This window comes from Pseudoclavibacter sp. VKM Ac-2867, from assembly GCF_015351275.1.
Classification (GTDB): Bacteria; Actinomycetota; Actinomycetes; order Actinomycetales; family Microbacteriaceae; genus Pseudoclavibacter.
Genome location: NZ_JADKSL010000008.1, coordinates 103,250 through 128,473, shown reverse-complemented (window position 1 = coordinate 128,473; position 25,224 = coordinate 103,250). Strand labels below are relative to the sequence as shown.

Annotated in this window: 24 protein-coding genes; 10 read left to right on the top strand and 14 right to left on the bottom strand. The window is 68.4% G+C overall.

Going from position 1 to position 25,224, the window contains the following annotated elements:
- The first annotated feature begins 14 nt into the window (after positions 1–14).
- From ITJ67_RS09935 to ITJ67_RS09920, 4 genes are all read left to right on the top strand, one after another.
- Positions 15–650, top strand: coding sequence for a pentapeptide repeat-containing protein (locus ITJ67_RS09935; RefSeq protein WP_160073212.1), 636 nt, complete (start codon positions 15–17; stop codon positions 648–650).
- Between the two features lie 266 nt (positions 651–916).
- On the top strand, positions 917–1,369 hold the full coding sequence (locus ITJ67_RS09930; RefSeq protein WP_194677498.1) for a DoxX family protein: 453 nt from the start codon (positions 917–919) through the stop codon (positions 1,367–1,369).
- Between the two features lie 140 nt (positions 1,370–1,509).
- Positions 1,510–3,375 (top strand): AMP-dependent synthetase/ligase, encoded by a 1,866-nt coding sequence (locus ITJ67_RS09925; RefSeq protein ID WP_194677497.1) that lies wholly within the window; start codon positions 1,510–1,512, stop codon positions 3,373–3,375.
- Between the two features lie 44 nt (positions 3,376–3,419).
- Positions 3,420–4,337: a DUF1295 domain-containing protein gene (locus ITJ67_RS09920; protein WP_160073218.1), complete on the top strand. Its 918-nt coding sequence runs from the start codon at positions 3,420–3,422 to the stop codon at positions 4,335–4,337.
- A gap of 27 nt (positions 4,338–4,364) precedes the next feature.
- On the opposite strand, the gene ITJ67_RS09915 is transcribed toward ITJ67_RS09920, so the two are convergent.
- From ITJ67_RS09915 to ITJ67_RS09885, 7 genes are read right to left on the bottom strand one after another with little or no spacing between them, the layout of a single operon-like run.
- On the bottom strand, positions 4,365–5,408 hold the full coding sequence (locus tag ITJ67_RS09915; RefSeq protein WP_194677496.1) for an LLM class flavin-dependent oxidoreductase: 1,044 nt from the start codon (positions 5,406–5,408) through the stop codon (positions 4,365–4,367).
- Between the two features lie 36 nt (positions 5,409–5,444).
- Positions 5,445–5,642 carry a tautomerase family protein gene (locus ITJ67_RS09910; RefSeq protein WP_160073222.1) on the bottom strand — a complete coding sequence of 66 codons (198 nt, stop codon included), beginning with the start codon at positions 5,640–5,642 and terminating at the stop codon, positions 5,445–5,447.
- A 6-nt stretch (positions 5,643–5,648) separates the two neighbouring features.
- Positions 5,649–7,130 (bottom strand): aldehyde dehydrogenase, encoded by a 1,482-nt coding sequence (locus tag ITJ67_RS09905; protein WP_160073224.1) that lies wholly within the window; start codon positions 7,128–7,130, stop codon positions 5,649–5,651.
- Positions 7,123–7,896 carry an alpha/beta hydrolase gene (locus ITJ67_RS09900; protein ID WP_323741440.1) on the bottom strand — a complete coding sequence of 258 codons (774 nt, stop codon included), beginning with the start codon at positions 7,894–7,896 and terminating at the stop codon, positions 7,123–7,125. Before ITJ67_RS09900 ends, ITJ67_RS09905 begins: the two co-directional genes overlap by 8 nt.
- A gap of 12 nt (positions 7,897–7,908) precedes the next feature.
- Positions 7,909–8,460, bottom strand: coding sequence for an amino acid synthesis family protein (locus ITJ67_RS09895; protein ID WP_104240962.1), 552 nt, complete (start codon positions 8,458–8,460; stop codon positions 7,909–7,911).
- Positions 8,457–9,113, bottom strand: coding sequence for an amino acid synthesis family protein (locus ITJ67_RS09890; protein ID WP_194677495.1), 657 nt, complete (start codon positions 9,111–9,113; stop codon positions 8,457–8,459). Before ITJ67_RS09890 ends, ITJ67_RS09895 begins: the two co-directional genes overlap by 4 nt.
- A 53-nt stretch (positions 9,114–9,166) precedes the next feature.
- On the bottom strand, positions 9,167–9,874 hold the full coding sequence (locus ITJ67_RS09885) for a GntR family transcriptional regulator (RefSeq protein ID WP_104240960.1): 708 nt from the start codon (positions 9,872–9,874) through the stop codon (positions 9,167–9,169).
- Positions 9,875–9,991: 117 nt separating this feature from the next.
- On the opposite strand from ITJ67_RS09885, the gene ITJ67_RS09880 reads away from it, so the two are divergent.
- Positions 9,992–10,936 carry a flavin reductase gene (locus ITJ67_RS09880; RefSeq protein ID WP_194677494.1) on the top strand — a complete coding sequence of 315 codons (945 nt, stop codon included), beginning with the start codon at positions 9,992–9,994 and terminating at the stop codon, positions 10,934–10,936.
- A 69-nt stretch (positions 10,937–11,005) separates the two neighbouring features.
- Entirely contained in the window at positions 11,006–12,754 is a 1,749-nt protein-coding gene (locus tag ITJ67_RS09875) for a BCCT family transporter (protein WP_160073231.1), read from the top strand.
- Here the strand turns inward: ITJ67_RS09875 and ITJ67_RS09870 are convergent.
- A complete protein-coding gene (locus tag ITJ67_RS09870; RefSeq protein ID WP_160073233.1) occupies positions 12,724–12,942 on the bottom strand; it encodes a hypothetical protein in 219 nt (72 codons plus the stop codon). The genes ITJ67_RS09875 and ITJ67_RS09870 overlap by 31 nt on opposite strands.
- Positions 12,943–13,160: 218 nt before the next feature.
- Positions 13,161–14,900, bottom strand: coding sequence for an L-aspartate oxidase (locus ITJ67_RS09865; protein WP_160073235.1), 1,740 nt, complete (start codon positions 14,898–14,900; stop codon positions 13,161–13,163).
- A gap of 77 nt (positions 14,901–14,977) precedes the next feature.
- Here ITJ67_RS09865 and ITJ67_RS09860 point away from each other — a divergent pair, with 77 nt between their 5' ends.
- Complete coding sequence (locus tag ITJ67_RS09860; protein WP_194677493.1) at positions 14,978–15,910, top strand: LysR family transcriptional regulator; 933 nt, start codon at positions 14,978–14,980, stop codon at positions 15,908–15,910.
- A 24-nt stretch (positions 15,911–15,934) separates the two neighbouring features.
- On the opposite strand, the gene ITJ67_RS09855 is transcribed toward ITJ67_RS09860, so the two are convergent.
- Genes ITJ67_RS09855 through ITJ67_RS09845 form a run of 3 tightly spaced genes read right to left on the bottom strand, consistent with a single transcriptional unit; the run spans position 15,935 to position 19,135 of the window.
- A complete protein-coding gene (locus tag ITJ67_RS09855) occupies positions 15,935–17,464 on the bottom strand; it encodes a tripartite tricarboxylate transporter permease (protein ID WP_194677492.1) in 1,530 nt (509 codons plus the stop codon).
- Between the two features lies 1 nt (position 17,465).
- Positions 17,466–18,095, bottom strand: a complete 630-nt coding sequence (locus ITJ67_RS09850; protein ID WP_194677491.1) for a tripartite tricarboxylate transporter TctB family protein — start codon at positions 18,093–18,095, stop codon at positions 17,466–17,468.
- On the bottom strand, positions 18,092–19,135 hold the full coding sequence (locus tag ITJ67_RS09845) for a tripartite tricarboxylate transporter substrate binding protein (protein ID WP_228502556.1): 1,044 nt from the start codon (positions 19,133–19,135) through the stop codon (positions 18,092–18,094). Before ITJ67_RS09845 ends, ITJ67_RS09850 begins: the two co-directional genes overlap by 4 nt.
- Before the next feature lie 197 nt (positions 19,136–19,332).
- Between ITJ67_RS09845 and ITJ67_RS09840 the strand changes: the two genes are divergently transcribed.
- The gene (locus ITJ67_RS09840) at positions 19,333–20,619 is read left to right on the top strand and encodes an ATP-binding protein (RefSeq protein ID WP_194677490.1); all 1,287 of its coding nucleotides are present in this window, start codon (positions 19,333–19,335) and stop codon (positions 20,617–20,619) included.
- 43 nt (positions 20,620–20,662) lie between these two features.
- On the top strand, positions 20,663–21,445 hold the full coding sequence (locus tag ITJ67_RS09835) for a response regulator (protein ID WP_194677489.1): 783 nt from the start codon (positions 20,663–20,665) through the stop codon (positions 21,443–21,445).
- A gap of 40 nt (positions 21,446–21,485) precedes the next feature.
- Here the strand turns inward: ITJ67_RS09835 and ITJ67_RS09830 are convergent, their stop codons facing one another.
- Positions 21,486–23,636 (bottom strand): cell wall-binding repeat-containing protein, encoded by a 2,151-nt coding sequence (locus tag ITJ67_RS09830; protein WP_194677488.1) that lies wholly within the window; start codon positions 23,634–23,636, stop codon positions 21,486–21,488.
- Positions 23,637–23,770: 134 nt separating this feature from the next.
- On the opposite strand from ITJ67_RS09830, the gene ITJ67_RS09825 reads away from it, so the two are divergent.
- On the top strand, positions 23,771–24,631 hold the full coding sequence (locus tag ITJ67_RS09825) for an alpha/beta fold hydrolase (RefSeq protein WP_194677487.1): 861 nt from the start codon (positions 23,771–23,773) through the stop codon (positions 24,629–24,631).
- A 178-nt stretch (positions 24,632–24,809) separates the two neighbouring features.
- Here ITJ67_RS09825 and ITJ67_RS09820 read toward each other — a convergent pair whose 3' ends face one another.
- Entirely contained in the window at positions 24,810–25,217 is a 408-nt protein-coding gene (locus tag ITJ67_RS09820; RefSeq protein WP_160073253.1) for a DUF5684 domain-containing protein, read from the bottom strand.
- Positions 25,218–25,224: the final 7 nt, after the last annotated feature.

Below are 25,224 nucleotides of genomic sequence, written 5' to 3'. Positions count from 1 at the left end.
CTACGCTCGAGGGCATGAGCGCCGCCGACCGCAAGACCCTCCGCGAACGATGGACCTCCGAAGAGCTCTCGTCGCTGCGCACCCAGCTCTCGCGCCTCTCGAGCGTCGTGCCCGGGCCGCATCGGCTCACCCCCAGCTGGCACGACGCGTCCGCCGGAACCACGGACCTCCGCGAGCTGCAGGCCGGCAGCCTCGGCATCGCCATCGCGCACCTCGACCTCTCGAACATCGACGCCAGCAGCCTCGTCGGCGGGCTCAGCATCAGCAACAGCACCCTCACGCACTGCCACTTCGACGGCGCGAAGCTGACGGCGCACACCCGACTCGAGGGCTCGCTGCGGGCCTGTGCGTTCACGGGCGCGAGCATCCCGCAGGCCTCCATCGGTCCCGAGGTCTCCGACTGCACGTTCCGCGACGCGAAGCTGCGACGCCTCCGCGCCGTCCCCGGCACGGTCTTCTCGAACTGCGCCTTCGATGGCGCCGAGCTCTCCGGCGCTGAGTTCACGAACACGCGGTTCATCGACTGCAGCTTCACCGGAGCCAAGTTCAACCCCGCCACGACGTTCCGCGGATGCACCTTCGTCGGCGAGGCACCGAGGTTCGGCAAAGCGACCGAGAGCGGCACGACGATCGAGCCGCTCGCGGGTTGACCCCGGCGACCACGCAGAGCAGGCACGCCCGGCCAGGGCCCAGAAGCTCTGAGTCATAGCAAAGTCATACAGACAGGCTCGGGGTGAAGAGCAGTTCACCCTCCGGGCTTTCCGTCATACAAGCACCTGCGGCCCAGCAGACGAGCATCGGTGAAGCTCGCCTCGCGGACGACCAGGAACACCCGGGGCGCACCCGGACAGCTGCGCATCACTTACGACCAGGGCTTCTCAGGTTCCCGCTTGGCTCTCTTCCTAGCGTCGACCGCATGTCAACCTCAGCGAATGCCGCTCTGCTCATCCTCCGTATCGCGCTCGGCGCGACCATGCTGCTCCACGGAGTCCAGAAGCTCACGACCACGGGAATCGGTGGCGTCCAGGAGATGCTCGCGGGTCTCGGCGTCCCGCTCGCCGACGTGGCCGGCGTCGCCCTCCCCTTCGTGGAGATCGGCGCGGGAGTGCTGCTCCTCGCGGGTCTCTTCACTCGCGTCGCCGCAGCCCTGCTCGCGATCGTCTCGCTCGGCGCCATGTTCACGGTGCACTTCACGGCAGGCTTCTTCGCGCAGGACGGCGGCTACGAGTTCGTGCTCGTGCTGGCGCTCCTCGGCATCGCGCTTGTCCTCACGGGAGGCGGACGGTGGGCCGTTGACGCCCTTCTGCGTCGACCGCGCAGCGCCCGCACCGCCAGCGCCGACCGCCACGCAGTCGCCCAGACGGCGTGATAGCTAGCCCGGCTAGCAAAAATCTGGCGGGTCGATAGCCCCCGAAGCCGAAGACACGATACGGTCCAATCCACCGGCTTCCCCTGCTCCGAATCCTTCGTACACGGGCGAGACAGCCCGGCGCGCGAAAGGCGGCTGCAGTGCTGGAATCCTCGACTCCCCTCCTCGTGGGCCCCGACGTCATCGGAGCCCCCGGCGGGTACCGCAACGTCACCGACCTGCTCGCCCGGCGGGCTGAGATCGCCCCGGACCACGCGGCGTTCGAGGTGCCGAGCGACCCGACCGACCCGAATGCTCCGTGGCGCGACGTCTCCACGCGTGAGTTCACGGAGACCGTGCGAGCAGTCGCCAAGGGGCTGCTCGCCATCGGCGTACGGCCCGGCGACGCGATCGCCATCATGGCACCCACCCGCTACGAGTGGGCCGTCGCAGACCTCGCTGTGTGGTTCGCCGGCGGCGTCGTCGTACCGATCTACGAGACCTCGGCACCCACCCAGGTCTCGGCCATCATCCACGACGCCAAGGTGGTGCTCGCGGTCGGCGGCAGCGCCCACCATGTCGGACTGCTCACGACACCGCTCGATGCGCGCGGGTCCGACGCGCTCGGCGTCTGGTCGATGGATGCGGCCGACGGCCCCGGCGAGCATCGCGACCTCGATCGCCTCGCCGCCCTCGGGCTCGGCGTCGCCGACGAGGCGCTCGAGGAGCGACGCCTGCTCGCCACCGCCGACTCCCCCGCGACGATCGTCTACACCTCCGGCACCACTGGAGAGCCCAAGGGGGCCGTGCTCACGCACGAGAACTTCCTCGGCCAGGTCCTCAACATCGCAGCTGCCTACGGCGAGGTCGTGCATCCCGCGGGCAACACCATCATCTTCCTGCCCCTCGCCCACGTGCTCGCCCGCGGACTGCAGCTCATCTGCCTCGCGAGCGGCATGCGCATCGCCCACCTCGCCGACCCGACCGCCGTCGTCGGCACCCTCGGGCAGCTGAAGCCGACGTTCCTCGTCGTCGTGCCCCGCGTCCTGCAGAAGATCCAGGCCGCAGCCGGCGCCAAGGCAGCCGCGAGCGGGCTCGCCAAGGTCTGGGGGTCGGCGCAGAGCACCGCCGTCGAGTGGAGCGAGTTCCGCGAGACGGCGACTCCGGCCGCACGCGCCCCGCTTGGCCTGCGCATCCGACACGGCCTCTTCGACGCGGTCTTCTACCGCCGACTGCGGCAGGTCATGGGCGGCCGCGTCACCCACATCCTCTCCGGCGGTGCCACCCTCGACGCCGAGCTCTCCCTCTTCTTCGGCGGCATCGGCGTGCCCGTCATCGAGGGGTACGGCCTCACCGAGACGACGGCGCCCCTGACCGGCAACCTCCCGAGCGACATCCGCTCGGGAACGGTCGGTCGGCCGCTGCCCGGCTCCACGGTTCGCATCAGCGACGACGGGGAGATCCTGGCCCGCGGGATCGGCGTCTTCAGCGGCTACAGGAACCCCGAGCACAACCAGGACGCATTCGTCGACGGCTTCTTCCGAACCGGCGACCTCGGCCGCCTCGACGAGCAGGGCCGGGTTGTCCTCGAGGGACGCCTGAAGGACGTCATCGTCACCTCGAACGGCAAGACCATCGTTCCCATGAGGTGGGAGTCCTCCGTCGAGTCGGACTCCCTCGTCTCGCACGCCGTCATGATCGGCGAGGGACGCAACTACCTCTCGGCGCTCATCATCCTCGACCCATTGGCACTCGCCGAGTTCTCCGCCGAGGTCGCCGCGAGCGCCCACCCGAGGCCAGAGCAGCACGAGCTCCTGACGGTCGTGGATGCGAAGGCGCGCGAGCACGTCCAGCGCGCCGTCGACCGCGCCAACGAGCTCGTCGCCCGCAGCGAGCAGGTGCGGCGCTTCACGCTCATCGCAACGGACCTCGACGATCCGACCTTCGTGACGCCGACGCTGAAGCTCAAGCGCGCAGCGGTGCTGCAGCGCAGCACGGACGTCGTCGACGCCCTCTACTCTTCCTGATCACCCCATTCCCCCTGGCGCACAGCGCCTCGAGAGGCAACAGCATGACGAGCGACATCACCCCTGGCGGCACGAGCACCGCGGGAAGCAAGAACCGAGCGACGATCATCACGATCGCCATCGCCGTGCTGATCGGGGCGCTCGTCGCGCTGGCCGGCAGCCAGGGCGGGGCGGCGCTCGCCGGGTTCCCCCTCTACGCGTGGGCCGTCGCGGCCGCGTTCCTCATCCAGGTGCTCGTCTACCTGCCCTCGGCGGCGGCGAAGACCGAGCGGTTCTTCGACCTCACGGGAAGCGCGACGTTCATCGTCGTCACCATCGGCCTGCTCATCGCGGCACCGGCACCGGATGCCCGCTCCTGGATCCTCGGAGCCATGGTGATCCTGTGGGCCCTGCGGCTCGGCTCGTTCCTCTTCGCGCGCATCCACCGCTCGGGGTCCGACGATCGCTTCGACGACATCAAGGGCGACAAGCTGCGCTTCCTGCGGGTCTGGATCATGCAGGGCCTCTGGGTGAGCCTCACGGCCGCCGCGGCGTGGATCGCGATCGCCGGCGGCACCGCGGAGCGCGAGCCCATCGGCTGGCTCGGCATCGTGGGCATCGTCATCTGGGTGGCCGGGTTCGTCATCGAGGTCGTCGCCGACCTGCAGAAGAACGCGTTCAAGGCCGACCCGGCGAACAAGGGTCGGTTCATCCGCACGGGCCTCTGGTCCCGTTCGCGCCATCCCAACTACTTCGGCGAGATCCTTCTCTGGGTGGGCGTCGCCATCGTCGCCATCCCCGTCCTGGTTGGCTGGCAGTGGATCGCGCTCATCTCGCCGGTCTTCGTCGTGCTGCTGCTCTCGAAGGTCAGCGGAGTGCCGCTGCTCGAGGCCAAGGCCGACAAGAAGTGGGGCGGCGACGCCGACTACGAGGAGTACAAGGCGAAGACGCCCGTGCTCCTGCTGAAGCTCACGCGCCCCTGACCTCGGCCGGGGCGCGTGAGCCCCGAGCTACTGGAAGGCGGGTACGACGTGCTCGATGAACAGTTCGAGCGAGCGCTTCTTCTGCTCGTGGGAGAGGGAGTTGTCGCTCCAGAAGCTGAACTCGTCGACCCCGAGCGACTCGTACTCGCGCAGGCGGGCGATGACCTCGTCCGGCGTGCCGATCATCGCGGTCCTGTGCAGTGACTCGGGCGTGAACTCGGGCCGCTCCGAGAACTTCGCCTCGGGGCTCGGCTCGAGGAACCCGTCGACGGGGTCGGTCTTGTTGCCGAACCAGGCGTCGAAGGTGCGGTAGAACTTGTTGACCCCTTCGGCGGCCGGTCGCCAGCCGTCTGGGTCGCTCTCCTCGTGCACGTAGGTGTGGCGCAGCACCATGATCTCGGGGCGCGCAACCTCGGGATGGTTCGACACTGCTGTCTCGAACTTGGTCACGAGGTCGGCGACCTCCTCGTCGCCCTTCATGAGCGGCGTCACCATGACGTTGCAGCCGTTGGCGACCGCGAAGTCGTGCGTGTCGGGGTCGCGGGCCGCGACCCACATCGGCGGAGTCGGCTGCTGCACGGGCTTCGGGACGCTCGTGGAGACGGGGAACTGCCAGACCTCGCCCTCGTGGGCGTAGTCGCCCTGCCAGAGCTCGCGCACGGCGGGGATCAGCTCGCGCAGGTGCTTGCCGCCCTCCTTGCCTGGCATGCCGCCCGCGAGGCGGTCGAACTCGAACTGGTACGCGCCGCGCGCCAGTCCCACCTCGGCGCGCCCGCCGCTGATGACGTCGAGCAGGGCCGCCTCTCCGGCGACCCGGAGCGGGTTCCAGAAGGGGGCGATGATGGTGCCTGCGCCGAGCCGGATCTTCGTGGTCACCGCGGCGAGGTACGCGAGCTGCGGCATGGGGCTCGGGGAGATCGTGTACTCCATCGAGTGGTGCTCGCCGATCCACACCGTACTGAAGCCGGCCTTCTCGGCCAGGAGAGTGAGCTCGACGAGCTCGGCGAAGAGCTGCTCGGTGCTGACGGAGTCGTCCCAGCGCTCCATGTGGATGAACAGAGAGAAACGCATTGTCGTGTCCTTTCGAGAGTGGAGGTGCTGCTGCCGTCAGCGGCGGCTGGCGCGTTCCGCGATGGTGGTGTTCCCGCGAGACCAGTGCTCGTGCTCGATCTCGCGGATGACGACGGTGATGTTCTCCGGTGCTGCGCCCACGGCCTCCTCGGCGACGCGGTGCACGCCGTCGATGAGGGCCCTGAGCTGCTCCGGAGTGCGCCCCTTGGCGATGGAGATGTCGATGAGTGGCATGCGCCCCTACCCCCGCATCACGAACGGGTCGGCGACGGGCGATTCGTCGGTGTTGATCCACACGCTCTTGAGGCGCGTGTACTCGTGCATGGACTCGATGCCGTGCTCGATGCCGACGCCGGAGTTCTTGAAGCCCTGCCTCGGAGACATGGGCGACATGGCGCGGTAGGTGTTGACCCAGATGGTGCCGGCGTCGAGGCGACGCGAGAGGCGATGGGCGCGGGCGAGGTTCTGCGTCCACACGCCGGCCGCGAGGCCGAACTCGGTGTCGTTGGCCAGCCCGACGACCTCGTCCTCCGTGTCGAAGGGCATGATGGCGGCGACGGGCCCGAAGATCTCCTCGCGGACGACGCGCATGCTGTTGGTGACGTCGGTCAGCACGGTGGGCTCGAAGTAGTAGCCGGGGAGCTGCACGTCGGGGCGACCGCCTCCGGCGTAGAGGGTCGCGCCCTCGTCGACACCGATGCCGACATACGATCTGACCTTCTCGAGCTGGTCGCTGAAGGCGAGGGGGCCGAGCTCGGTCGCATCGTCGAGGGGGTCGCCGATGACGATGGACTTCGCGCGAGCGGAGACGCGCTCGAGGAGCTCGTCGTAGACGGAGCGATGCGCGAAGACGCGGCTCCCGGCGATGCAGGTCTGGCCCGCCGCGGCGTAGATCCCCGCGATGACCCCCATCGCCGCGTTCTCGATGTTCGCGTCGTCGAACACGATGTTCGGGCTCTTCCCGCCCAATTCGAGCGTGCATCCGATGAATCGTGCCGCCGCGCTCGCCGCGATGGCCGAGCCCGTGCGCGTCGACCCCGTGAAGGAGATCTTCGCGATGAGGGGGCTCTCGACGAGCGCCGCGCCTGCTTCTGCGCCGAGGCCCGTGACGACGTTGACGACACCGTCGGGGAACCCGGCCTCGCTCGCGAGCTGCGCGAAGCGGAGCACGGTGCGCGAGGTGTACTCACTCGGCTTGATGACGACGGTGTTGCCGGCTGCGAGCGCAGGCGCGAGCTTCGAGGTCGTGAGCGTCAGCGGGGAGTTCCACGGTGTGATCGCGCCGACCACGCCGAGCGGCTCGTGCTGCGTGTAGTTGAGGATCTGCAGGTTGCTGGTGGGGATCTGCGAGCCCTGGATCTTGTCGGCGAGCCCGCCGTAGTAGTAGAGGTACTCGGGCAGCGACGCGAGCTGGCCGCGCATCTCGCGCAGGAGCTTGCCGTTGTCGAGGCTCTCCAGGCGGGCGAGCTCGTCGGCGTTCTCGGCCACCAGGTCGCCAAGGCGACGCAGCAGCTTGCCTCGCTGCGTCGCCGTGAGCCCGCTCCAGCTGGGCGCCTCGAACGCCCGCCTGGCCGCGGAGACCGCCAGCTCGACATCGGCGGCGTCGCCCCTCGCCGCCTCGTACAGCACGTCGAGGGTCGCGGGGTTGATGCTCTCGAAGTAGGCGCCGCCGGCGGGATCGCGCCAGCCCCCGTCGATGAAATGTCCGTAGCGGTCAGTCATGGTGTGCTCCTTCGTGGTGCTTGGAGTTGGAGAGTTCCGTGTCTTCGATGTGCTCCGCGAGCTCCGCGGCGAAGGCCTCGGGCGCTTCGACGGGAAGCATGTGCCGGACGCCGGCGACGATGCGCGACCGGGCATCCGGGATGGCGGCCGCGAGCCTGCGGCTCATGTCGGGCGTCGAGCCAGGATCGAGCTCGCCCGTGATGGCGAGGGTCGGGACGGAGATGGAGGCCAGATCAGCTTCGATCTGCCGGTCACCCGTCGCGAAGATCTCGTAGGCGTGCCCGAACGACTCGACGTCGTTCGCTTCGAGCACGCGCCTCGTCGCGTCGACTGTCTCGGGAGCGACGTCGCTTCCCGAGTACCAGCGTTCGAGCGAGCGCTCGACGGTCGCAGCGAAGTCGGTCCGTGCCGAAGCCAACCGGGCGAGTACTGCGGCGCGCTCCTCCGGGGTCCGCTGGCAGACGGAGCTGACGCAGACGAGCGACCGGACTCGGTCGTTCGAGTGGCTCGCGATTCGCTGGGCGACGAGCGCCCCGAGTGAGAAGCCCACGAGGTGGACCGGCCCGCTCGGAAGTCGCTCAGCGACGTCGGCCGCGAACTCGGCGAGCGACATCGCCCCGCGCAAGCGCGGCTGGGCCCCATGACCCGGCAGGTCGAGGGCGATCGTCGGCCGGTCGAGCAGCTCCTCGACGCGGCCCCACATGCTCCGATCAAGCCCCACCCCGTGCAGCAGCACGATGGGCGTGCGTGTCGGCGTCGAGCTCACGTCGTCGCCCCGCTACAGCTCGGTCGAGAGCGCCGCGAGCCGCTGCTGCGGGCGGCCCTGGGCAGCCCCGGCCAGGGCGACGAGGATCTCGTCCGGGTGCGGCGCATCCGCGATCCGCACCTCGAACGACTGGTGGTGCGAGCGGATCGTCGCGTCGGTGAAGTGCTTGAGCGGGATGTCGAACGCGACGCCGGCCGGCCCTCGCTTCTCGACGGCGGGCAGCAGGGTGCTCGCGTTTGCTGCCTTCCGGAAGTGGTCGCCGAACTTGAGCGTGTGGATGAGCGCCGAGCCGTGCTCGACCTCGCCGTTCAGCCCGATGATCGCGGCTTTGCCGTATGCCTCGAGAGGGGCTCCGAGCGCCTCCATGACTCGGGGCGCGAGCAGCGCTCCGAGCTCGGATGCGACGGCGTCGATGCCGGCGCTCAGGTCCTCGACGAATCCCTGGCCAGCCCACGGGTTCTCGATGATGGCGGCCACGACCGCGGTCCTCGCTGCGGGCGAGACCGTGCGGCCGCCCTCGATGAGCGTCTCGTCGACGATGGTGATGACTCTGCGAACCTTCATGCTGCGATTCCTTTCAGGATGTCGGAGGTGACCTTCACGTCGGTCGTGCGGTCTCCGATCCGGGGGTGAGGGCGGGGGCCGGACGACGCGACCGCGATGACCGCGATCTCGTCGCGGTGCGGTGCATCCGCGAGGTGCACGTCGAGTGACTGGTAGTGGCTGCGGGTCGCCGCCGCGGTCTTGTGCCAGAGCGGCACTCGCAGATCGCCCCCGGCATCGGCTCTCGTGTCCGAGAAGCAGATGATCGAGGTGCCCTCGAGGAACTCGCGGAGCAGGTTGCCGAAGTAGGGGGTGTGGATGAGCGCGCCGGCGTGCTCGATCTCGCCGTCGACGCCGACGACGGCGGCCTTGCCGAACGCTTCGACGTTGGCGGCCCCGCCGAGCGCCTCGAGGAGGCGGTCGCTGAGGAGCTTGGCGAGGATGGGGGCGATCTCGGACGTCGCCTCCGTGAGGTCGGCGAGGGGCCCGGCCCCGATCCACGGGTTGCGGACGACGGCGACGGCGCTCACCTGCCGGATCGCGGTCGGGGCGTCGACGCCGCCGTCCGAGATGATGTCCTCGTAGGCAGTCGAGATCTTTCGCACGCCGAGGGCGACGGCGCGCTCGCGCAGTGTCTCGCCGCGACGCTCGGTCGCTGTGGCGGTGGTGGTCATGGTGGCTCCTGGTCTCCTCGATCGTCTGGTGTGCCCGGATGGGCGGCGGCGACTCAGGCGGTGATCGACTCGCTGTCGGCCGGGTTGCCGTGATCGGCCGGCGCGAGGGCTGCGCGGCTCGACGCCTCGACGTGTGTTCGCATGGCGAACTCGGCGCCGATCGCATCCTTCTCGACGATCGAGCGGACAACCGCGCGGTGCTCGTGGTTGGAGGCGAGCAGACGACCGGGGCGCTCGATCGTGCGCAGCACGATGCGGTGGTAGGCGAGCTGGTTCATGAGGCGCTCGTAGTGCTCCGCGAGCTTCGCGTTGTCGGCGCCGAGCACGATGGTCCAGTGGAACTCGTGCACGAGGCGGGCGTATTCGGCCGTGTCGCCGGCCTTGGCGGCGGCGTCGCTCTCGTCGAGGTTGCGCGAGAGGGCTGCGACCTCCGAGGTGGGGCCGCGGCGGGCGAGCAGGTTGGCGGCGAGCCCTTCCAGCGATTCCTTGAGCTGGAACAGCTCGACGATCTCCCGCCTGGTGGGTGTTCGCACGAACGTCCCGACGCGGGGACGGATCTCGACGAGGCCCTCGTTCTCCAGCTGCTTGAGGGCCTCCCGGATGGGGGTGCGGCTGACGCCGAACTCCTGCGCGAGCACGAGCTCCGGCATCGGGTCGCCTGGCGGGTACGTGCCGCTCGTCACGAGACGGCGGAGTCGCTCGAGGAGAGGGAGGTCTGCGTACGCCTCATCGCTGAGACCCAACGGCGTGATCTGTTGCATACAAGAACGCTAGCTGGCATGCCACAGACTTGTCAACGACTCCGCATTTTCTCAGGAAACACAACGTTTACAACCAAGCGTTGACGCATGCATGAACGCGGGGTTACGCTCCGTTGCATGCAAGCAAACATCAAAGATGCTGTCGCAGCTGCATGGTCCGACGTCTGGGATCGGGGTGACTTCGGTGCGTTCGAAGCCCTCGTGACCACGGACTATCGGCGCGAGAGCACAAGATCGGGTCGGGTGTCCGCGCTCGACGAGTTCAAGCAGGAGGTCACCGAGGTGCGCGCCGCGTTCCCGGACCTCGTCACGCGCATCGACCAGGTCCTGGTCGAGGATGACGCGCTCGCCGTCTTCTGGACCTCCGACGGCACGTTCAGCCAGCCGCTCGGCACGGTCCCCCCGACAGGCAAGCGCGTCGTCACGAACGGATCCAATTACGGCACACTGCGGGACGGACGCGTCTCTTCCGAGCGCGTGACCTGGGACTCCGCCGAGCTGCTCACCCACCTCGGCCTCCCTTCCCTGCACTCGGCGTTCGAGGATGCCGACGCCGACTACGCCGACGAGTCCGCAGCTCCCCCGCGCGAGATGCTCAAGGCCTTCAACAAGCAGTTCATCTCCGGCGTCACGGTCGTCACGACGAAGGACGAGGAGGGCCGGCCCCGCGGACTCGCCGTCAGCGCCTACTCCTCGGTGTCGCTCGACCCGCCGCTCGTGCTCGTGTGCGTGCAGAAGTCGTCGTCCACCTACCCCTCGCTCTTCAGATCCACGCACCTCGGCATCAACATCCTCTCGAGCGAGCAGCAGCACGTGCTCGCGACGTTCGCCTCCAAGTCCCCAGACAAGTTCGCCGACATCACCTGGCACGACGGGCCAGAAGGCAGCCCGCTCATCGACGGCTCCTCCGCCTCCATCGAGGTCGAGATCAAGGAGCGCTTCCAGGCGCTCACGCACACCATCTTCATCGGCCGCGTGCACCACGCGACGACCACCGACGACGCGCCCATTCTGTACAAGGCCGGCAAGTTCTTCGATGGACGAGGGCTCTCAGAGCTCTGACCAGGTCATCACAACCGCGATGACCGTTCCGCCCTCCCGGGCCTGCCTCCTCCGAAGTGGAGCAACACCATGACTCTTCACCATCCCCCGAAGCCCGAGCTGCATGATGACGACGCACTCGATGGTCACGGGCTCGAGCCGACGTCCGGCCCGAGTCGAGCTCAGGCGGCGGCCGACGCGCTGCGTCACCGTCCCGGCGTCGTCTTCTGGGTATCGATCGCCCTCATCCTGGCGTTCGTGTCGTGGGCGGCGCTGTCGCCCGAGACGCTCAACGCATCCATGACGGGAGCCATCAACTGGGCCTCGGCGACCGTCGGCTGGTCGTACCTTCTTGTCACGACCGGCTGCATCGGCTTGCTCATCTACCTGGCGTGCAGCAGGTTCGGACGGGTCAGGCTCGGGGCCGACGAGGACCGCCCCGAATTCACCACGTGGGCCTGGCTCGCCATGATCGTCTCGACCGTGATGGGCGTCGGGCTCATCAGCTACGGTGTCGCCGAGCCGATCTCGCACTTCGTGCTGCCGCCGCACGCACTCGCCGATCCGGGCACCGCTGAGGCCGCGGTCGTCGCCATGCAGTACTCGTACCTCGACTGGGGGCCCCATGCCTGGGCCGTGTTCGGCGTGTTCGGCGTCGCCATCGCCTACTCGACGCACCGCAAGGGCAACACGGGTCTCGTCTCCCCCATGCTGCGCCCGATTCTCGGCAAACGCGTCGACGGGTGGCTCGGCAACGTCATCGATGTCTTCGCCATCATCGCGACGCTGTTCGGCACGACGACCTCGCTCGGCCTCGGAGCGTCGCAGATCACCGAGGGTCTGAACCGGGTCTTCGGCTTGCCCGCAGAGACCTTCACGCAGATCCTCGTCATCGCCGTCATCACGGTCATCTTCACGCTCTCCGCCCTGTCAGGCGTGAATCGCGGCATCAAGTACATCAGCCAGTTCACGATGCTCGCCTCGATCCTCCTGGCCATCTACGTCTTCTTCGCGGGCCCGACGAACTTCATCACCAACCTGTTCTTCCGGGCGACGGGTGCGTACTTCGGTGACTTCTTCTCGATGAGCCTCACGACCCCGCTCACGGCAGAGGACGGGCAGTGGATGCAGTGGTGGACGTACTTCATGATGGCCTGGTGGCTGAGCTGGGGTGCGTTCGTGGGCGTCTTCCTCGCGAAGATCTCGCGTGGCCGCACGATTCGCCAGTTCGTGATCGGCGTGATGGTCGTTCCGAGCCTCGTCTTCTTCGCCTGGTTCACCATCTTCGGTGGGTCGGCGATCAAGTTCGACATGGACGGGGTCGGCAGCATCGGCGAGGCCGCGAGTGCCGATGTCAATACCGCGTTCTTCGAGATGCTCTCCAACCTCCCACTGGTGGGCATCACCTCAGTGGTCGCGATCATCCTGGTCGTGTTGTTCTTCGTCTCCGGTGCTGACGCGAACACGTTCGTCCTCAGCATGATGTCGTCCCGCGGCGCGCTCGAGCCGACGAAGCTGGTGTTGGCGATCTGGGGCGCGCTGACCGGCCTCTGCGCGGCCCTGCTGCTTCTCACCGGCGGGTTGCAGGCGCTGCAGCAGGCGGCGATGCTCTCCGCGCTGCCCTTCACGGTCATCGTCGCGCTGCTCGCGGTCTCGCTGGTCATGCAGCTGAAGAAGGACCCGCACTTCGATTACACGCGGGACGTGCGTCGGGAGGACCTTCGCACCGGGGTCCTTCGACTGCCCATCCACGGCCCCGCGCGGAGGAAAGAGGCCGACTCAGCACCTGAACAGCCGGGTTCCGCGGGTCAACCGCCGCTCTTGCCTCCAACGCCGTAGACGATGATCGCGGAGATGGGGATGGCGAGGAAGAAGACCCACGCCCATCCCCATCCACCCGCGATGAAGCCGATGAGGAGGAACGCGGCGAGCGCGAGCAGGGGCACGATCGCGACGATCGCAACCCCCGTTCGGCCGCCGAGCGGTGTCTTGCGTGCAAGTGGGTTCGAGGTGTCGTCGGTGCTCATGAGGGGCTCCTGCGGGATCGGGGTGTTCCTGACAGTGGATGCACGGCGACTGCGTTCACATCTGCTGACGATCGAAGGCACACCAGCCGAGGTCGGACACCGCGAGAGTGATGGAGCACTTCATTGTGCGCTCGTCGCTCCCGCGGTGTCTACACCCAGCTCGGAATCGGGATTCCCGATTCGCTAGACGGGCTCGATCGTCCGATCCTGGCTTGCCGTCATTCGACGAGCTTCCCCTCCACAGAGACCTCGCCGATGAGCTCGGCGATCTCGGCGGGCACGGGCGGGATCTCCTCGCGGGTGATGCCGCCGCCCGGCGACCACACGAGGTTGACCTGCATGGCGGGGTCGAGTTCGGGGAAGTCGCTGCGGTTGTGGCAGCCGCGCGTCTCACGACGTTCCAGAGCGGCCTCCAGGGTCGCCCTCGCAGCGAGCGCCGACGACTTCAGGTCGAAGGCGTGCGCGAGGTCCTGGAACCCGGCGATGTCGGGGTGGATGCCGACGTCCTCCATCCGAGCCTCGATGACATCGAGCGCTGCGATACCGGCCTTGAGCCCCTCTTCGTCTCGCACGACGCCCGCGAACTCGGTCATCGTGTCGCGGATGGCGCGCTGCAGGGCGCGCACGTTCTCACGACCATCGGCGCTGAGCAGGGCGTCGATCTCGCCGCGCGCCTGCGCGACGGCTGCCGGGGACCGGAGCTGCGCATCCAGGCCCTCGGAGTGGGCGACGGCCGCCCGGCCGACGATGCGGCCGAAGACGAGCAGCTCGATGAGCGAGTTGCCGCCGAGGCGGTTCGCGCCGTGGAGGCCGCTCGACGCCTCGCCGATCGCGTAGAGCCCGTCGACGTCGGTGCCGTGGTCGTCGGGGCGGACCCACACTCCGCCCATCGAGTAGTGGGCGGTCGGCGCGATCTCGATCGGGCTCACGGTGATGTCGAGCATCTGCAGGTCGAGCATCTGCTGGTAGATGCGCGGCAGGCGGTTCATGATCGTCTCGCGGGGCAGGTGCGAGACGTCGAGCCAGACGCCGCCGTTCGCGGTGCCGCGGCCCTCCTTGATCTCGGTGTACGCGGCGAGCGCGACCCGGTCACGCGTCGAGAGCTCCATGCGCTCGGGATCGTAGCGCTCCATGAAGCGCTCCCCCAGGCCGTTCGTGAGGATGCCGCCTTCGCCGCGGGCGGCTTCCGAGACGAGCGTGCCAGCCGCGTTCTCCGGCTCGATGATGCCAGAGGGGTGGAACTGCACGAGCTCGGGGTCGCGGAGGCGCCCGCCGGCTTCGACGGCGAGGCGGAACGAGTCGCCCGTGTTCTCGTCGCGTCGCGAGGAGGTGCGCCGCCAGATGCGGTTGTGCCCACCGGCGGCGAGGATCACCGAGTCGGCGTGGATGAGGTACCTCGTGCCGTCGTTGATGTCGAACCCGTATGCACCGAAGACGACGTTGTCGCGCACGAGGATGCGGGTGATGTAGACGGTGTCGAGGATGGGGATGTTCAGCTGCTCCGTGCGGGCGACGAGCGAGCGCTGGATCTCGAGGCCCGTGTAGTCGCCGGCGAAGGCGGTGCGGCGGAACTTGTGGGCGCCGAAGAAGCGCTGCGAGATGCGGCCGTCGCCTTCGCGCTGGAAGCCCATGCCGTAGCGCTCGAGGTCGCGGATGCCCTGCTCGGCGCCCCTGGTCACGATCTCGACGGTGTGCGGGTTGGCGAGCCAGTAGCTCTCCTTGATGGTGTCGGCGGCGTGCTGCTGCCAGCTGTCGTCCGCGTCCATCGTGCCGAGGGCCGCGTTGATGCCACCGGCGGCGAGCGAGGTGTGGGCATCGTGCTTGGGGCGCTTGCCGACGGCGAGCACGTCGACGCCCTGCTCGGCGACTTCGATGGCGGCGCGCAGGCCGGAACCGCCGGTTCCGATGACGAGCACGGTGGTGGAGATCTGGCGTTCGATGGACTTGGTCGCGGTCATGTCAGCAACGTTAGAGAGCACCGCATGATTACTCCAATGCATAGTCCTGCTCATCCTGATGCACGTAGGCTATCGCCATGAACCTGGACCAGTTGCGGAGTTTCGTGGAGGTCGCCTCGCAGGGGCACTTCACCCGGGCGGCGGAGGTGCTGCATCTCGCGCAGCCCTCGCTGAGCCGACAGATCTCGACCCTCGAGCAGGACCTCGGCGCGCCCCTCTTCAACCGCACACCCGGTCGAGTCGCTCTCACCGATGCCGGCGAATCCCTGCTCCCGCTCGCGCGGCGAATGCTCGCCGACGCCGACTCGGTGCGGCGCGAGATGGCGGAGCTCACCGACCTCCAGCGTGGCACGGTGCGGCTCGGCGCCACACCCTCGCTGTGCGTGAGCCTCGTCGCGGACGCCTTGCAGTCGTTCCACGCCTCGCATCCCGGCATCGACCTGCACGTCTCGGAGAGCGGCTCCCAGGGCCTCATCGAGCAGCTGGCGGAAGGCGCGCTCGATCTCGCGCTCATCACGACCCCCGAATCCAGGCAGACCCCACGCGCCACCCTCACCAGGCTGCCGCTGCTCAACGAGGAACTCGTCGTGGTGTCCCCCATCGACGGGGCCGCAGCGATCCGCTCCCCCACCATCACCCTCGAGGAACTTGCCGCCGCCCCGCAAGTGGTCTTCTCTCGGGGCTACGACCTTCGTGCCACAGCAGAGGCCGCGTTCCTCAAGGCTGATCTCCGACCGAACGTGGTGGTCGAGGGGCCGGAGATGGATGCGGTGCTGCGGTTCGTGGAGCTCGGACTCGGCGTCGCGGTTGTGCCGGCCATGGTCATCCGCGGGCGGGCGGGCTTCCGCTCCGCCAGGCTCACCAGCTCCATCCTGCAGCGCACCGTGAGCCTCGCTCACCGGAGCGACGTGCCCCTCTCTCGCGCCGCACGCGCCATGGCGGCGACGATCGAATCGATCGCCGCCGCCATGGTCGGCCAGACGCCCGGAACCAGCAGCGTGGAGCTGTGAGGCTGCTGCAGTGGGTGGCTCCCGCTAGCTGTTCACGAGCTCCTTCGCCTCCTGCTTGGCACGCTTGCGCGCCACCAGGCGGCCGCGCACGGTGAAGGCGAGCACGAGCGCCAGCAGGGTGTAGAGCGCGATCGCGATCGGCCCCTGCACCAGCACGGAGAAGTCGCCGTTGGCGCTCATCGCCGCATCCCGCAGGCTGGTCTCGGCCAGCGGCCCGAGAACCATGCCGATGATGAGCGGTGCGATCGGGAAGTCGAGGGCCCGCATGAGGAAGCCGAGCAGGCCGACCCCGAGCAGCATGAGCAGGTCGAACGTCGAACCCGACGTGGCGTAGATGCCGAGCGCGCAGAAGATCGTGATGCCCGCGTACAGGTACGGGCGCGGGATCAGGAGCAGCTTCGCCCACAGCATCGCGAACGGCAGGTTCAGGACGAGCAGCACCACCATGGCGATGAAGAAGCTCGCGAGCAGCGCCCAGACCAGCTCAGGGGCGCGGTCGAAGAGCAGCGGGCCCGGCTGCAGGCCGTACTGACGGAACGCGGCGAGCATGATCGCCGCCGTCGCCGAGATGGGGAGGCCGAGCGCCAGGAGCGCGCCCATCGCCATACCCGTCGTCGCGTTGCCAGCGGCCTCCGGGGCTGCGAGGCCCCTGATCGCGCCCTTGCCGAACTGCGGGTCCTTGCGGCGCGCGTCCAGTCGCTTCTCCAAGCCGAAGGCAAGGAACGTGGGGATCTCGGAGCCACCGGCCGGCACAACACCGAACGGAAGACCGATGACGGTGCCGCGCAGCCAGGCCGGAGTGGCCTCCTTGAATTCCTTGCGGCTCAGCCACGGGCGACCCTTCGGACGGATCATGCCCTTGTCGTCGACGTGCCGCTCGAGGCAGGCGACGTAGATGACCTCACCGAGCGCGAGGACCGCGACCGTCACGGTCACCAGCGAGATGCCGTCGAACAGCTGTGGGGAGTCCATCGTGAAGCGCGGGGCGCCGGAGACGCCATCGATGCCGATGACCGCGATGCCCAGGCCGATGAACAGGGCCGTGAGCCCCTTGACGACGTTGTCGGTGACCACGGTGGAGGTCGCCGCGAACGCGAACACGGCAAGGGCGAAGAACTCCGCCGGCCCGAAGCTGCTGGAGAAGTCGGCAAGCGCAGGGGCCAGGAAGACCACCACGATCGAGGCGATGAAGCCACCGATGAATGCGCCGATGGCAGCCGTCGCGAGCGCCTGAGCGGCCCGACCGTTCAGCGCCATCTTGTGGCCCTCGAACGTGGAGGCGATGGCTGACGCCTGGCCTGGGGTGTTCATCAGGATGCCCATGGTCGAGTCGCCGAAGAGGCCACCGAAGTAGACGCCGGCGAACATGATGAACGCAGCCGTCGGCTCGAGCGAGAACGTGACGGGCAGCAGGAGGGCGACCGCCATCGAGGAGCCGAGGCCCGGCAGCACGCCGACGGCGGTCCCGAGGAGGCAGCCGACGAAGACCCACATGAGGTTCTGCCAGGTGAGGGCACCGGCGAACCCTTCCATGAGGAGTTGGAGCGTTTCCATGTCAGATACCTCCGAGGATGCCGGACGGGAGCGACATGCCGAGTGCCATGTCGAAGGCGATGTAGGCAAGCGAGCTCAGCGTGAAGCCCACGACGAGGCTCGCCACTGGCTTCGTCGAGCCGAAGCCGCGGGCCACACACCAGAAGAGGAGGGCTGCTGCGATGACCCAGCCGAGCAGGTCGAGCGTCAGCGAGAACACCAGGAACGAGCCGACGACCCAGGCAAACGATCTCAGGTCGACGCGCACCTTGCGGGGGGCGCCTGCTGCGCCCGCCGCAGCAAGCGCCTCGTCATCGGCCAGCGCGCGGGCGAGGAGCTCCTCCTCGGTCATCGTCGACGGAGAGGCCGCGGTCGCGCGCAGCTCACGAACAGCACCAACCGCGAGGAGAGCCGCGAAGAGGTACAGGCCGGCGGCGATGAGGCCGGGGAAGAACTGCGGCCCAGGGAAGTCGGCCCCCTCTGGCACCTTCATCGTGAAGATCCCGTAGACGAGGTAGGTGGCGAAGGCTGCGATGACCAGCGGCATCGTCAGTCCCTTGAGGAGGGTGGCCGTCTTACTTGGGCCTGCGGCGAAGGTCAGGTCTCCGCCGATGACCGCCGACGCGGCCGTCGGGTTCGCGTGGTGCGTCATTGTCCCATCTCCTCGTAGAGCGCCTTGATGCGCAGTTCCTCTTCAGCGAGGAACGTGTCGAGCTCGTCTCCCGTGATGAGGCGCTCGTTCCAGTGGTACCTCTCGATGGCTTCCTGCCACTCGGGTGTCTCCGTCGTCTGCACCACGAGTTCGGCGAGGGCGTCCGTCTGCTCCTCGGTCAGGCCGGAGGGAGCGTGGATCGAGCGCCAGTTCGTGAGCGAGATGTCGTAGCCCTGCTCGGCGGCTGTCGGAATGTCGACGCCTTCGATGGGCTCCTCCGCCACGACCGCGAGGGCCCGCAACCTGCCGGCCTCGATCTGGTCGATGTTGTCTGCGTAGCCGCCTGCCGCGGCCTTCGCCGTGCCGTTGAGGAGCGCCTGGATGGCCTCGCCACCGCCGTCGGATGAGATGTAGGTGGTGTCGACGGGCTCGATACCTGCGCTCAGCGCGAGGTCGGTCACCACGAGCTGGTCGAACGAGCCACCGCCCGTCCAGGGGATGGACTTCGGGTCGGCCTTCCATGCCGTGGCGAGGTCCTCGAGGGTCTCGTACGGGGAGTCGGCTGGGACGACGATGACGTCGTACTCCTCGACCATCACCGCGAGCGGCGTGACGTCTTCGAGCTTCGCCGCGGAGTCGTACTGGATGGTGGCGGCCAGCAGGCCAGTTCCTCCGACGAGGAGGTTGTTGGGTTCACCGTCGAGCACGGAGACATTGCCGAGCGCGATCGTTCCGCCGGCCCCTGGCATGTTGACCACCTGCACGTTGTTGACGAGCCCCTCGGCCTTCTGCGCCTGCTGCAGTTCGCGAGCGACCGTGTCCCAGCCGCCACCGGCAGCTGCCGGGGCGATGATCGTCATCGACGCGTTGATGTCCTGACCCGCAGCGGCGGACGTGATCGAGCCGAAGCTCGCGACGGCGATCGATGCGGCGGCCACGACCCCGCCGATGACTCGGCCGACGATGCGCCTGCTGCCGGACCGGCTCTGCCGGCCCGGTTGGTCCGGCGCCGCCGGCTCTTTCGTTTCTCGGATCATCATTGCTCCATTCGCGCGGACATCGTTGTCTCCGCAATATCGCCTTAGGATTGCACCGCGCTCGCACGTGAGGAGCTCCACGAGGAGTTGTGCTCATAAGTGCTCGCGAGCCCGGTGCGAAGAGGCACCGCATGGGTCTGCGCGGGCCGAGGGCTCGAGCCAGAAGCCGCGAGCCCGGAGCGCGGGAAGTGAGGATGACGATGCCGTTCAAGCTCAGCCAGCGAGCCGTACGCCTCGGGATGCTCGTGGTGCCGAGCCTCATCACGCTCGGTTCCGTCTCGATCACGGCTGCGATCGCGTTCTCTGTGCAGGAGAGGGAGCTTCGCGAGACCACAGCCGAGCGCGTGCATGAGGTCGCGTCGAGCCTCGCACAGCTGGACGAGGTGCGTGGAGCGCTCGAAGCCGTCACGAGCGCCGGGACCACCTCAGCGCTCGCGGACGCGGACGACCTCGCCGAAGCCACAGACGCCCTGCAGCCGCTTGCCGGCCTCGTGGAGAACGCGACGGGCGTCTACTACGTCGTCATCACCGACGACGAGGGCGTGCGCATCACGCATCCGGACCCCGCCGAGCGCGGGGTGCAGGTCTCGACCGCCAACGCCTCCGTCCTCGCAGGGGAGGCGTTCCACGGCACAGAAGAAGGTGCATCCGGCCCCTCGCTGCGCGCGAAGGTCCCCGTGGTCGGGCAAGACGGCACCGTTCTCGGAATGGTCGCCGTCGGTGTGCTCGAGTCGAGCATCTCCGCGGACAGCGCCGAGGCCCTCGGGGAGCTCCTCCCCTGGACGATCAGCGCACTTGTCCTCGGCACGCTCGCCAGCTCGGCCCTCGCGTTCGCGGTCGAGCGCCGGTTCCGCAGACTCGATGCGCTCGCCGCCGAGCACGCGCAGATGCGGCGCACGACCACCGCCCTGCGCGAGCAGTCTCACGAGTTCAGCACCCGCATGCACGTGGTCCACGGCCTCGTCTCGAGAGGCGACACCCAGGACGCGCTCGAGTACATCGACGAGGTGGTGCCGGTTCGGACGGCAGGGGTCGGCGCTCCCGACAGCACCGATTCGAGCCACCACCTCCCCCTCCTCGACGCCACGACGCAGGCGGTGCGGGCCGAACTGCACGAGCTGGGAGCACAGGCGAGCTTCGATCTCGAACTCGACGAGGACATCGACGACGGCGTCGTGACCGTCATCGCGAACCTCTGCCGGAACGCGGGCGAGGCGGGCGCATCCCAGGTCCTCTGCACGCTTCGCGAGAGCGACAGCCGCATCATCGGGCTTGTCGACGACGACGGTCCCGGCCTGGACGCCGAAGCGAGCGGCCGCATCTTCGCCCCGGGGTTCTCATCCAAGGCGGACCCAAGCGGACTCGGACGGGGCATCGGTCTCGAGCTCGTCCGCCGGACCGTCACGTCGCGCCGCGGCACCATCGAGGTCGGGGCGTCACGGCTCGGCGGGTCGCGCTTCGCCTTCGAGATCGAGCGGCTGCGGTGACCTGGATCATCGCCACCGGCCTTGCACCCGGGAGAGGAGCGGCATGAGCAGCAGAATCGAGGAGAGCCCACGAGCGGCCTCGGACCCGATCCGGGTGCTCGTGGTCGACGACGATCGCGGGGCCCGGGCGCTGCACAGCGGGTTCGTCACCGACATCCCCGGGTTCTCGCTCGCCGGTACCGCCAGCACCGGCGAATCCGCGCTCGCGCAGAGCATGAGCGGAGTCGACCTCATGCTCCTGGACATGCGGCTTCCCGACATCAGCGGAGTCGAAGTCCTGCACCGGCTCAGAACGCTCGGTGCGAAGGTGCCGGACGTGCTGGTGATCAGCTCGTCCCGCGACCAGACGACGGTGCGACAGGCCCTCGCGGCCCACGTCGTCGGCTACCTCATCAAGCCGTTCACGCAGGCCGCCCTGCAGGAGCGCCTCGACCTCTACAGCGCCGAGCGCCGAGGGAGTTCGGAGAGCGACCGCGAGCGCCCCCTCGGCCAGGGCGAGATCGACCGGCTGCTGGCCACAGGCAGCATCCGTCAGCCCGCCGTGGTGCGCAGTCACTCGAGCGCGGCGCGAATCGGGGCCGGGCAGTCGGCGAAGCTCCCCAAGGGGCTGGCGAAGGTCACGCTCGAGCGGGTCGTCGCTGCGCTCGACCCGGTGACCCCCGCCACGGTGCTCGACGTCGCCGAGGTCTGCGACATCTCCCGTGCGACCGCGAGGCGCTACCTCGACCACCTCGTGGAGACGGGGGTGATCGACCTGGCGCACCGCTACGGCAAGCGCGGGCGGCCGCAGGTGCTCTACCGGTTGTCCCCCTCCCTCGAGCGCTGATCTCCCGGTCATGGTCACCGCGGTGCGCGCTGGGTGATCCCTACGCGCAGCGCTTCTTCTGGATGTCCGAGACCAGGTCGCTCGTCGTTCCGACGACGCTGTAGTTGGCCCCGGGGTACTTCGAGGTCACGGCCCACGCAGTCTGAGGAACGCACGTCTGCGTGGCGAGCACCAGCGGATACCCGGTGCGCGCGGAGACGAGCAGGGCCACGGCGATGTCCGCGGAACTCCCGGGGTTCGCGAGCGCGAAGCCCTTCGGACGGATGCTCCCGGCGTCGAAGTCGCCCAGGAGCGCTCCGTTGATGGCGAACGCGTCCGAGGAGTTGACTCGGGTCGTCTTCGAGACCTTGGCCTTCACCTCGTTGAAGACGGTCGCAGAGAGCGACGCCACCGGACCGATGACACGGGCCGAGGTGACCTTGCCGGTTGCGAAGTAGGCCTTGAAGCTGGCGCTGGTCTGCGTCGGCCCGGTCAGCAGCACCGGCGCCTTGGCAAGGGTGGCCCTCCCGGAGGCGTTGGCGATCTCCGTCGCCTTGCCGCTGTTGGCGATGTACACGTTGGGATCGTTGGGGAAGAACCGCTTCGCCACCACCAGCGCGGTCTCCGACTTGTCGGCGGCTGTCACGACCTCGAGCCTCGGCGTGAGCTTTCCGAGCGCGGTCTTCTGCGCCTCCGAGATCGTGCCGATGACGAAGATCGCCGAGGGTTTCAGCCTCGTCACCTCGGCGGAGATGCTGGACGGGAGCCCGTCTGGCTTCGTGAGCAGCAGGTTGCCGTTGATCTTGGCGGCGACGGGGGCCGCGAGGAGTGCATCCACACCGCCCTCGCCGCTTGCGATGACCAGCTTGTTGCCGACCGTGTTGACCTTGCCGGAGGCCGTGACCGCGTTGGCGTAGGTGTCGGTCGAGCCGAGGCGGTCGACAGCACCCGGTGCCGCCGTCGGGCTCGGCGTTGCCGGCGTCGTGGGCGTGGCGGTCGGTGTCGGTGTGGCGGCCGGCGCTCCGAACTGCGGCAGCTTCGTGCTCGAGGTGATCTCGCCCCACTTCGTGAGCGTCCAGGGGATCTTGTTGATGAGGTCGACGCTGCCGTGCGTGTTGTGGACGATGCCGCCGGGAAGGTACGGGTTGGGCTTGCCCGCCGCGGTGTAGGTGACGGGATGCTGCAGGTTGAGTGCCATCGTCCAGAAGTTCTGGTCGGTGACGATGCCCCCGTACTCCTGCAGGTTCTTGACGACGACCTTCTCGAAGCTCGAGAGACCGAGCGCGGCGATCTTCGCGTTCGTGGCCGCGTCGTTGGGGATCCAGAACCGCTGCCCCATCTTCGGGGCGTGCGCCTCGCTCAGCTTGCCGTCGGTCTGGTAGGCGGGCCACATGGCCGTGCCCGAACGCGTGGAGGGGAAGGTCCAGCTCGTGATGTGGTTGATGGAGCCTGCCGCGATCTCCTCCGCGCCTGCCATGAGGAACTCGTTCATGACGCCGCCGACGGAGCTCGTGCCCCGCTCCGCCTTGAGCCACTCGTTCTGGTCGAACCAGTTCGTCGACTTCGGGGAGTTGAGGGTGGTGAGGTAGCCGCCGCCCATCATCCAGGACCCGTCGCTCTGCTTCTCCGCGACGTAGTACCCGCGCACGATGCCCGTCGCCAGATCGACGACGGTCATCGACTGGTCGCCGCCCGGAATCGGACCACCGGGGAGGGCGTGCGCCGGGATGACGACCTTGCCGTAGTTCTTCGCGGTCGTCGCGAACGGAGTGATCTGGAACCCGTAGGTGCCTCCGGTCGCCGACGCGGTCGCCCTTCCCTCCATGACGGGGTGGATCTCCGGGTAGAGCGCGTAGCTCTGCATCTTCACCTTCACCCAGTTGGCGTCGGCTTTCGAGCTGTCGACCGTGTAGATGGGGATCGTGAAGTTCTCACGGTTCGTGGAGGTCTTGAGGCGCCCCTTCCAGTAGTCGTTGAGGTACCGGTCGGGCAGCGTGTCGACCATCGCGGCCGTCTGGTCGGACAGCGACGAGACGGGCGCTCCCTGCGGTGTCGTCGTCGCATAGCTGCCTTTTGCGACGTAGTTCGCGGGCGACATGACGTCCTGGCCCACGGTCCCGAAGTTCGCCGCCTGAGCTGGTCCGGTTCCGAGGAACGTCAGCAGCGAGGCCGCGAGGAGCGCGGCGAGAGAGAGGGAGAGCGCTTTCTTCATGAGTCACATCCGTGTTCATTGATCGAGCGGTGGCCCCCTGGCCTGATCGTAGGGTGAAATACGGGGTGAAATCACTGGTGCATGTGAAATCACGAGAATTGGCACGGATTCGCGGAGCGACTACCGTCGCTGGCATGCACAGCCTTCCGGGACAGCTCACCCTCGGCGGATGTTCCCTCCGCTACTCCGACAGCGTCGATGCGGCTGACGATGGGACCGACGAGGCCGAGCGTGCCGACGCTTCGGAGCCTGGCTCTGGCACGGGCGCCGATGCCGATGCGGTTGTCCTGCTGCATGGGGCGGGCGCCGACCACACGATGTTCAGGCGCCAGGCGGATGCGCTGCGTCGGGCGGGCCTGCGCGTTGTACTCGTCGATCTTCGCGGGCACGGGGCGTCGCGTCCGAACTCGACGGACCTCTCCCCCGAGCTGTTGGCGAGCGACGTCGAGCGGCTCATCGCGCACCTCGGCCTCGGCAGAGTCTCGCTGCTCGGGCATTCGCTCGGCGGGAATCTCGCGCAGGAGCTGGTTCGGCGCTCCCCGGAGCGGTTCCGGAGCCTCGTGGTGCTGGATTCCACCTGGAACGCCGGCCCACTCGGCTTCCTGGAGCGTGCCGGTCTCCGCGCCGCGGCGCCCATCCTCCAACTGATCCCGGCGAGGAACCTGCCGAAGCTCATGGCGGATGCCTCAGCTGTGACGGCGACGGCACGTGCCGAGCTGACGCGGATGTTCGGCGCGATGTCGAAGCGTGAGTTCGTGGCGGTGTGGCGAGCGACGACACAGTTCGTGCGTCCGACTCCCGGCTACCGCACGCCGGTGCCGACGCTGCTGGTTCGCGGCGCGAGCGACAGCACGGGCAACATCGCGCGAGCCATGCCCGCCTGGGCGGCGGCGGACGGACTCACGGAGCTCGTGGTCGACGGCGCCGGCCATGTCGTGACGCTGGATGCGCCAGACGAGGTCTCGGTGGCGCTCGTGGAGTTCCTCGGCAGCTGAGCAGGACGGGAGCTGAGCGAGACGGGAGCTCAGCGAGACGCTGGGCGAGGCGGCGCTCGCCCGCTTCGCGGCGGCGACCGGTGCAACGCAGTCGGCCGCGGCGACCTCGCTGTCCTTGAGGACAAGCGGGTCACCGCGGCCGAGACGCGTGGCGCGCGCGATGCGGGTGGAGCGGAGGCTAGGCCGTGATGGCGCGTCCGCCCGGGCCGCGGTACTGCGCAGAGCCGTAGCCCACGATGAAGTACCCGATGATCGACAGCAGCCAGAGCAGGAAGAAGCTGAAGACGCCGCCCTTGCCGAACGCCTTGCCGATGCGCATCGCGACGAAGATCGAGAACACGACGTTCACGATCGGGATGAGGTAGAGCAGCACCGTCGCGCCGTGGTACCCGGCGATCTTGACGAGGATGTAGACGTTGTAGATCGGGATGATGGCGCCCCAGCCCGGGTAGCCGGCCTTACGGAAGACGGGCCAGAGCGCGATGATGAGGAGGATCCAGCCGACGAAGCCGCTGGCGGTGCCGCCGGGCGAGAGCGCTTCCCACTGCCAGGAGTCCATCTGGGTGGAGTTTTCGAGCGTGAACATAGTGACG

Coding starts and splice junctions, on each gene's coding strand:
- ITJ67_RS09935 (WP_160073212.1), top strand. CDS start 15: ATGAGCGCCGCCGACCGCAAGACCCTCCGCGAACGATGGACCTCCGAA.
- ITJ67_RS09930 (WP_194677498.1), top strand. CDS start 917: ATGTCAACCTCAGCGAATGCCGCTCTGCTCATCCTCCGTATCGCGCTC.
- ITJ67_RS09920 (WP_160073218.1), top strand. CDS start 3,420: ATGACGAGCGACATCACCCCTGGCGGCACGAGCACCGCGGGAAGCAAG.
- ITJ67_RS09915 (WP_194677496.1), bottom strand. CDS start 5,408: ATGCGTTTCTCTCTGTTCATCCACATGGAGCGCTGGGACGACTCCGTC.
- ITJ67_RS09910 (WP_160073222.1), bottom strand. CDS start 5,642: ATGCCACTCATCGACATCTCCATCGCCAAGGGGCGCACTCCGGAGCAG.
- ITJ67_RS09905 (WP_160073224.1), bottom strand. CDS start 7,130: ATGACTGACCGCTACGGACATTTCATCGACGGGGGCTGGCGCGATCCC.
- ITJ67_RS09895 (WP_104240962.1), bottom strand. CDS start 8,460: ATGAAGGTTCGCAGAGTCATCACCATCGTCGACGAGACGCTCATCGAG.
- ITJ67_RS09890 (WP_194677495.1), bottom strand. CDS start 9,113: ATGACCACCACCGCCACAGCGACCGAGCGTCGCGGCGAGACACTGCGC.
- ITJ67_RS09885 (WP_104240960.1), bottom strand. CDS start 9,874: ATGCAACAGATCACGCCGTTGGGTCTCAGCGATGAGGCGTACGCAGAC.
- ITJ67_RS09880 (WP_194677494.1), top strand. CDS start 9,992: ATGCAAGCAAACATCAAAGATGCTGTCGCAGCTGCATGGTCCGACGTC.
- ITJ67_RS09875 (WP_160073231.1), top strand. CDS start 11,006: ATGACTCTTCACCATCCCCCGAAGCCCGAGCTGCATGATGACGACGCA.
- ITJ67_RS09870 (WP_160073233.1), bottom strand. CDS start 12,942: ATGAGCACCGACGACACCTCGAACCCACTTGCACGCAAGACACCGCTC.
- ITJ67_RS09865 (WP_160073235.1), bottom strand. CDS start 14,900: ATGACCGCGACCAAGTCCATCGAACGCCAGATCTCCACCACCGTGCTC.
- ITJ67_RS09860 (WP_194677493.1), top strand. CDS start 14,978: ATGAACCTGGACCAGTTGCGGAGTTTCGTGGAGGTCGCCTCGCAGGGG.
- ITJ67_RS09855 (WP_194677492.1), bottom strand. CDS start 17,464: ATGGAAACGCTCCAACTCCTCATGGAAGGGTTCGCCGGTGCCCTCACC.
- ITJ67_RS09850 (WP_194677491.1), bottom strand. CDS start 18,095: ATGACGCACCACGCGAACCCGACGGCCGCGTCGGCGGTCATCGGCGGA.
- ITJ67_RS09845 (WP_228502556.1), bottom strand. CDS start 19,135: ATGATGATCCGAGAAACGAAAGAGCCGGCGGCGCCGGACCAACCGGGC.
- ITJ67_RS09840 (WP_194677490.1), top strand. CDS start 19,333: ATGCCGTTCAAGCTCAGCCAGCGAGCCGTACGCCTCGGGATGCTCGTG.
- ITJ67_RS09835 (WP_194677489.1), top strand. CDS start 20,663: ATGAGCAGCAGAATCGAGGAGAGCCCACGAGCGGCCTCGGACCCGATC.
- ITJ67_RS09830 (WP_194677488.1), bottom strand. CDS start 23,636: ATGAAGAAAGCGCTCTCCCTCTCTCTCGCCGCGCTCCTCGCGGCCTCG.
- ITJ67_RS09825 (WP_194677487.1), top strand. CDS start 23,771: ATGCACAGCCTTCCGGGACAGCTCACCCTCGGCGGATGTTCCCTCCGC.
- ITJ67_RS09820 (WP_160073253.1), bottom strand. CDS start 25,217: ATGTTCACGCTCGAAAACTCCACCCAGATGGACTCCTGGCAGTGGGAA.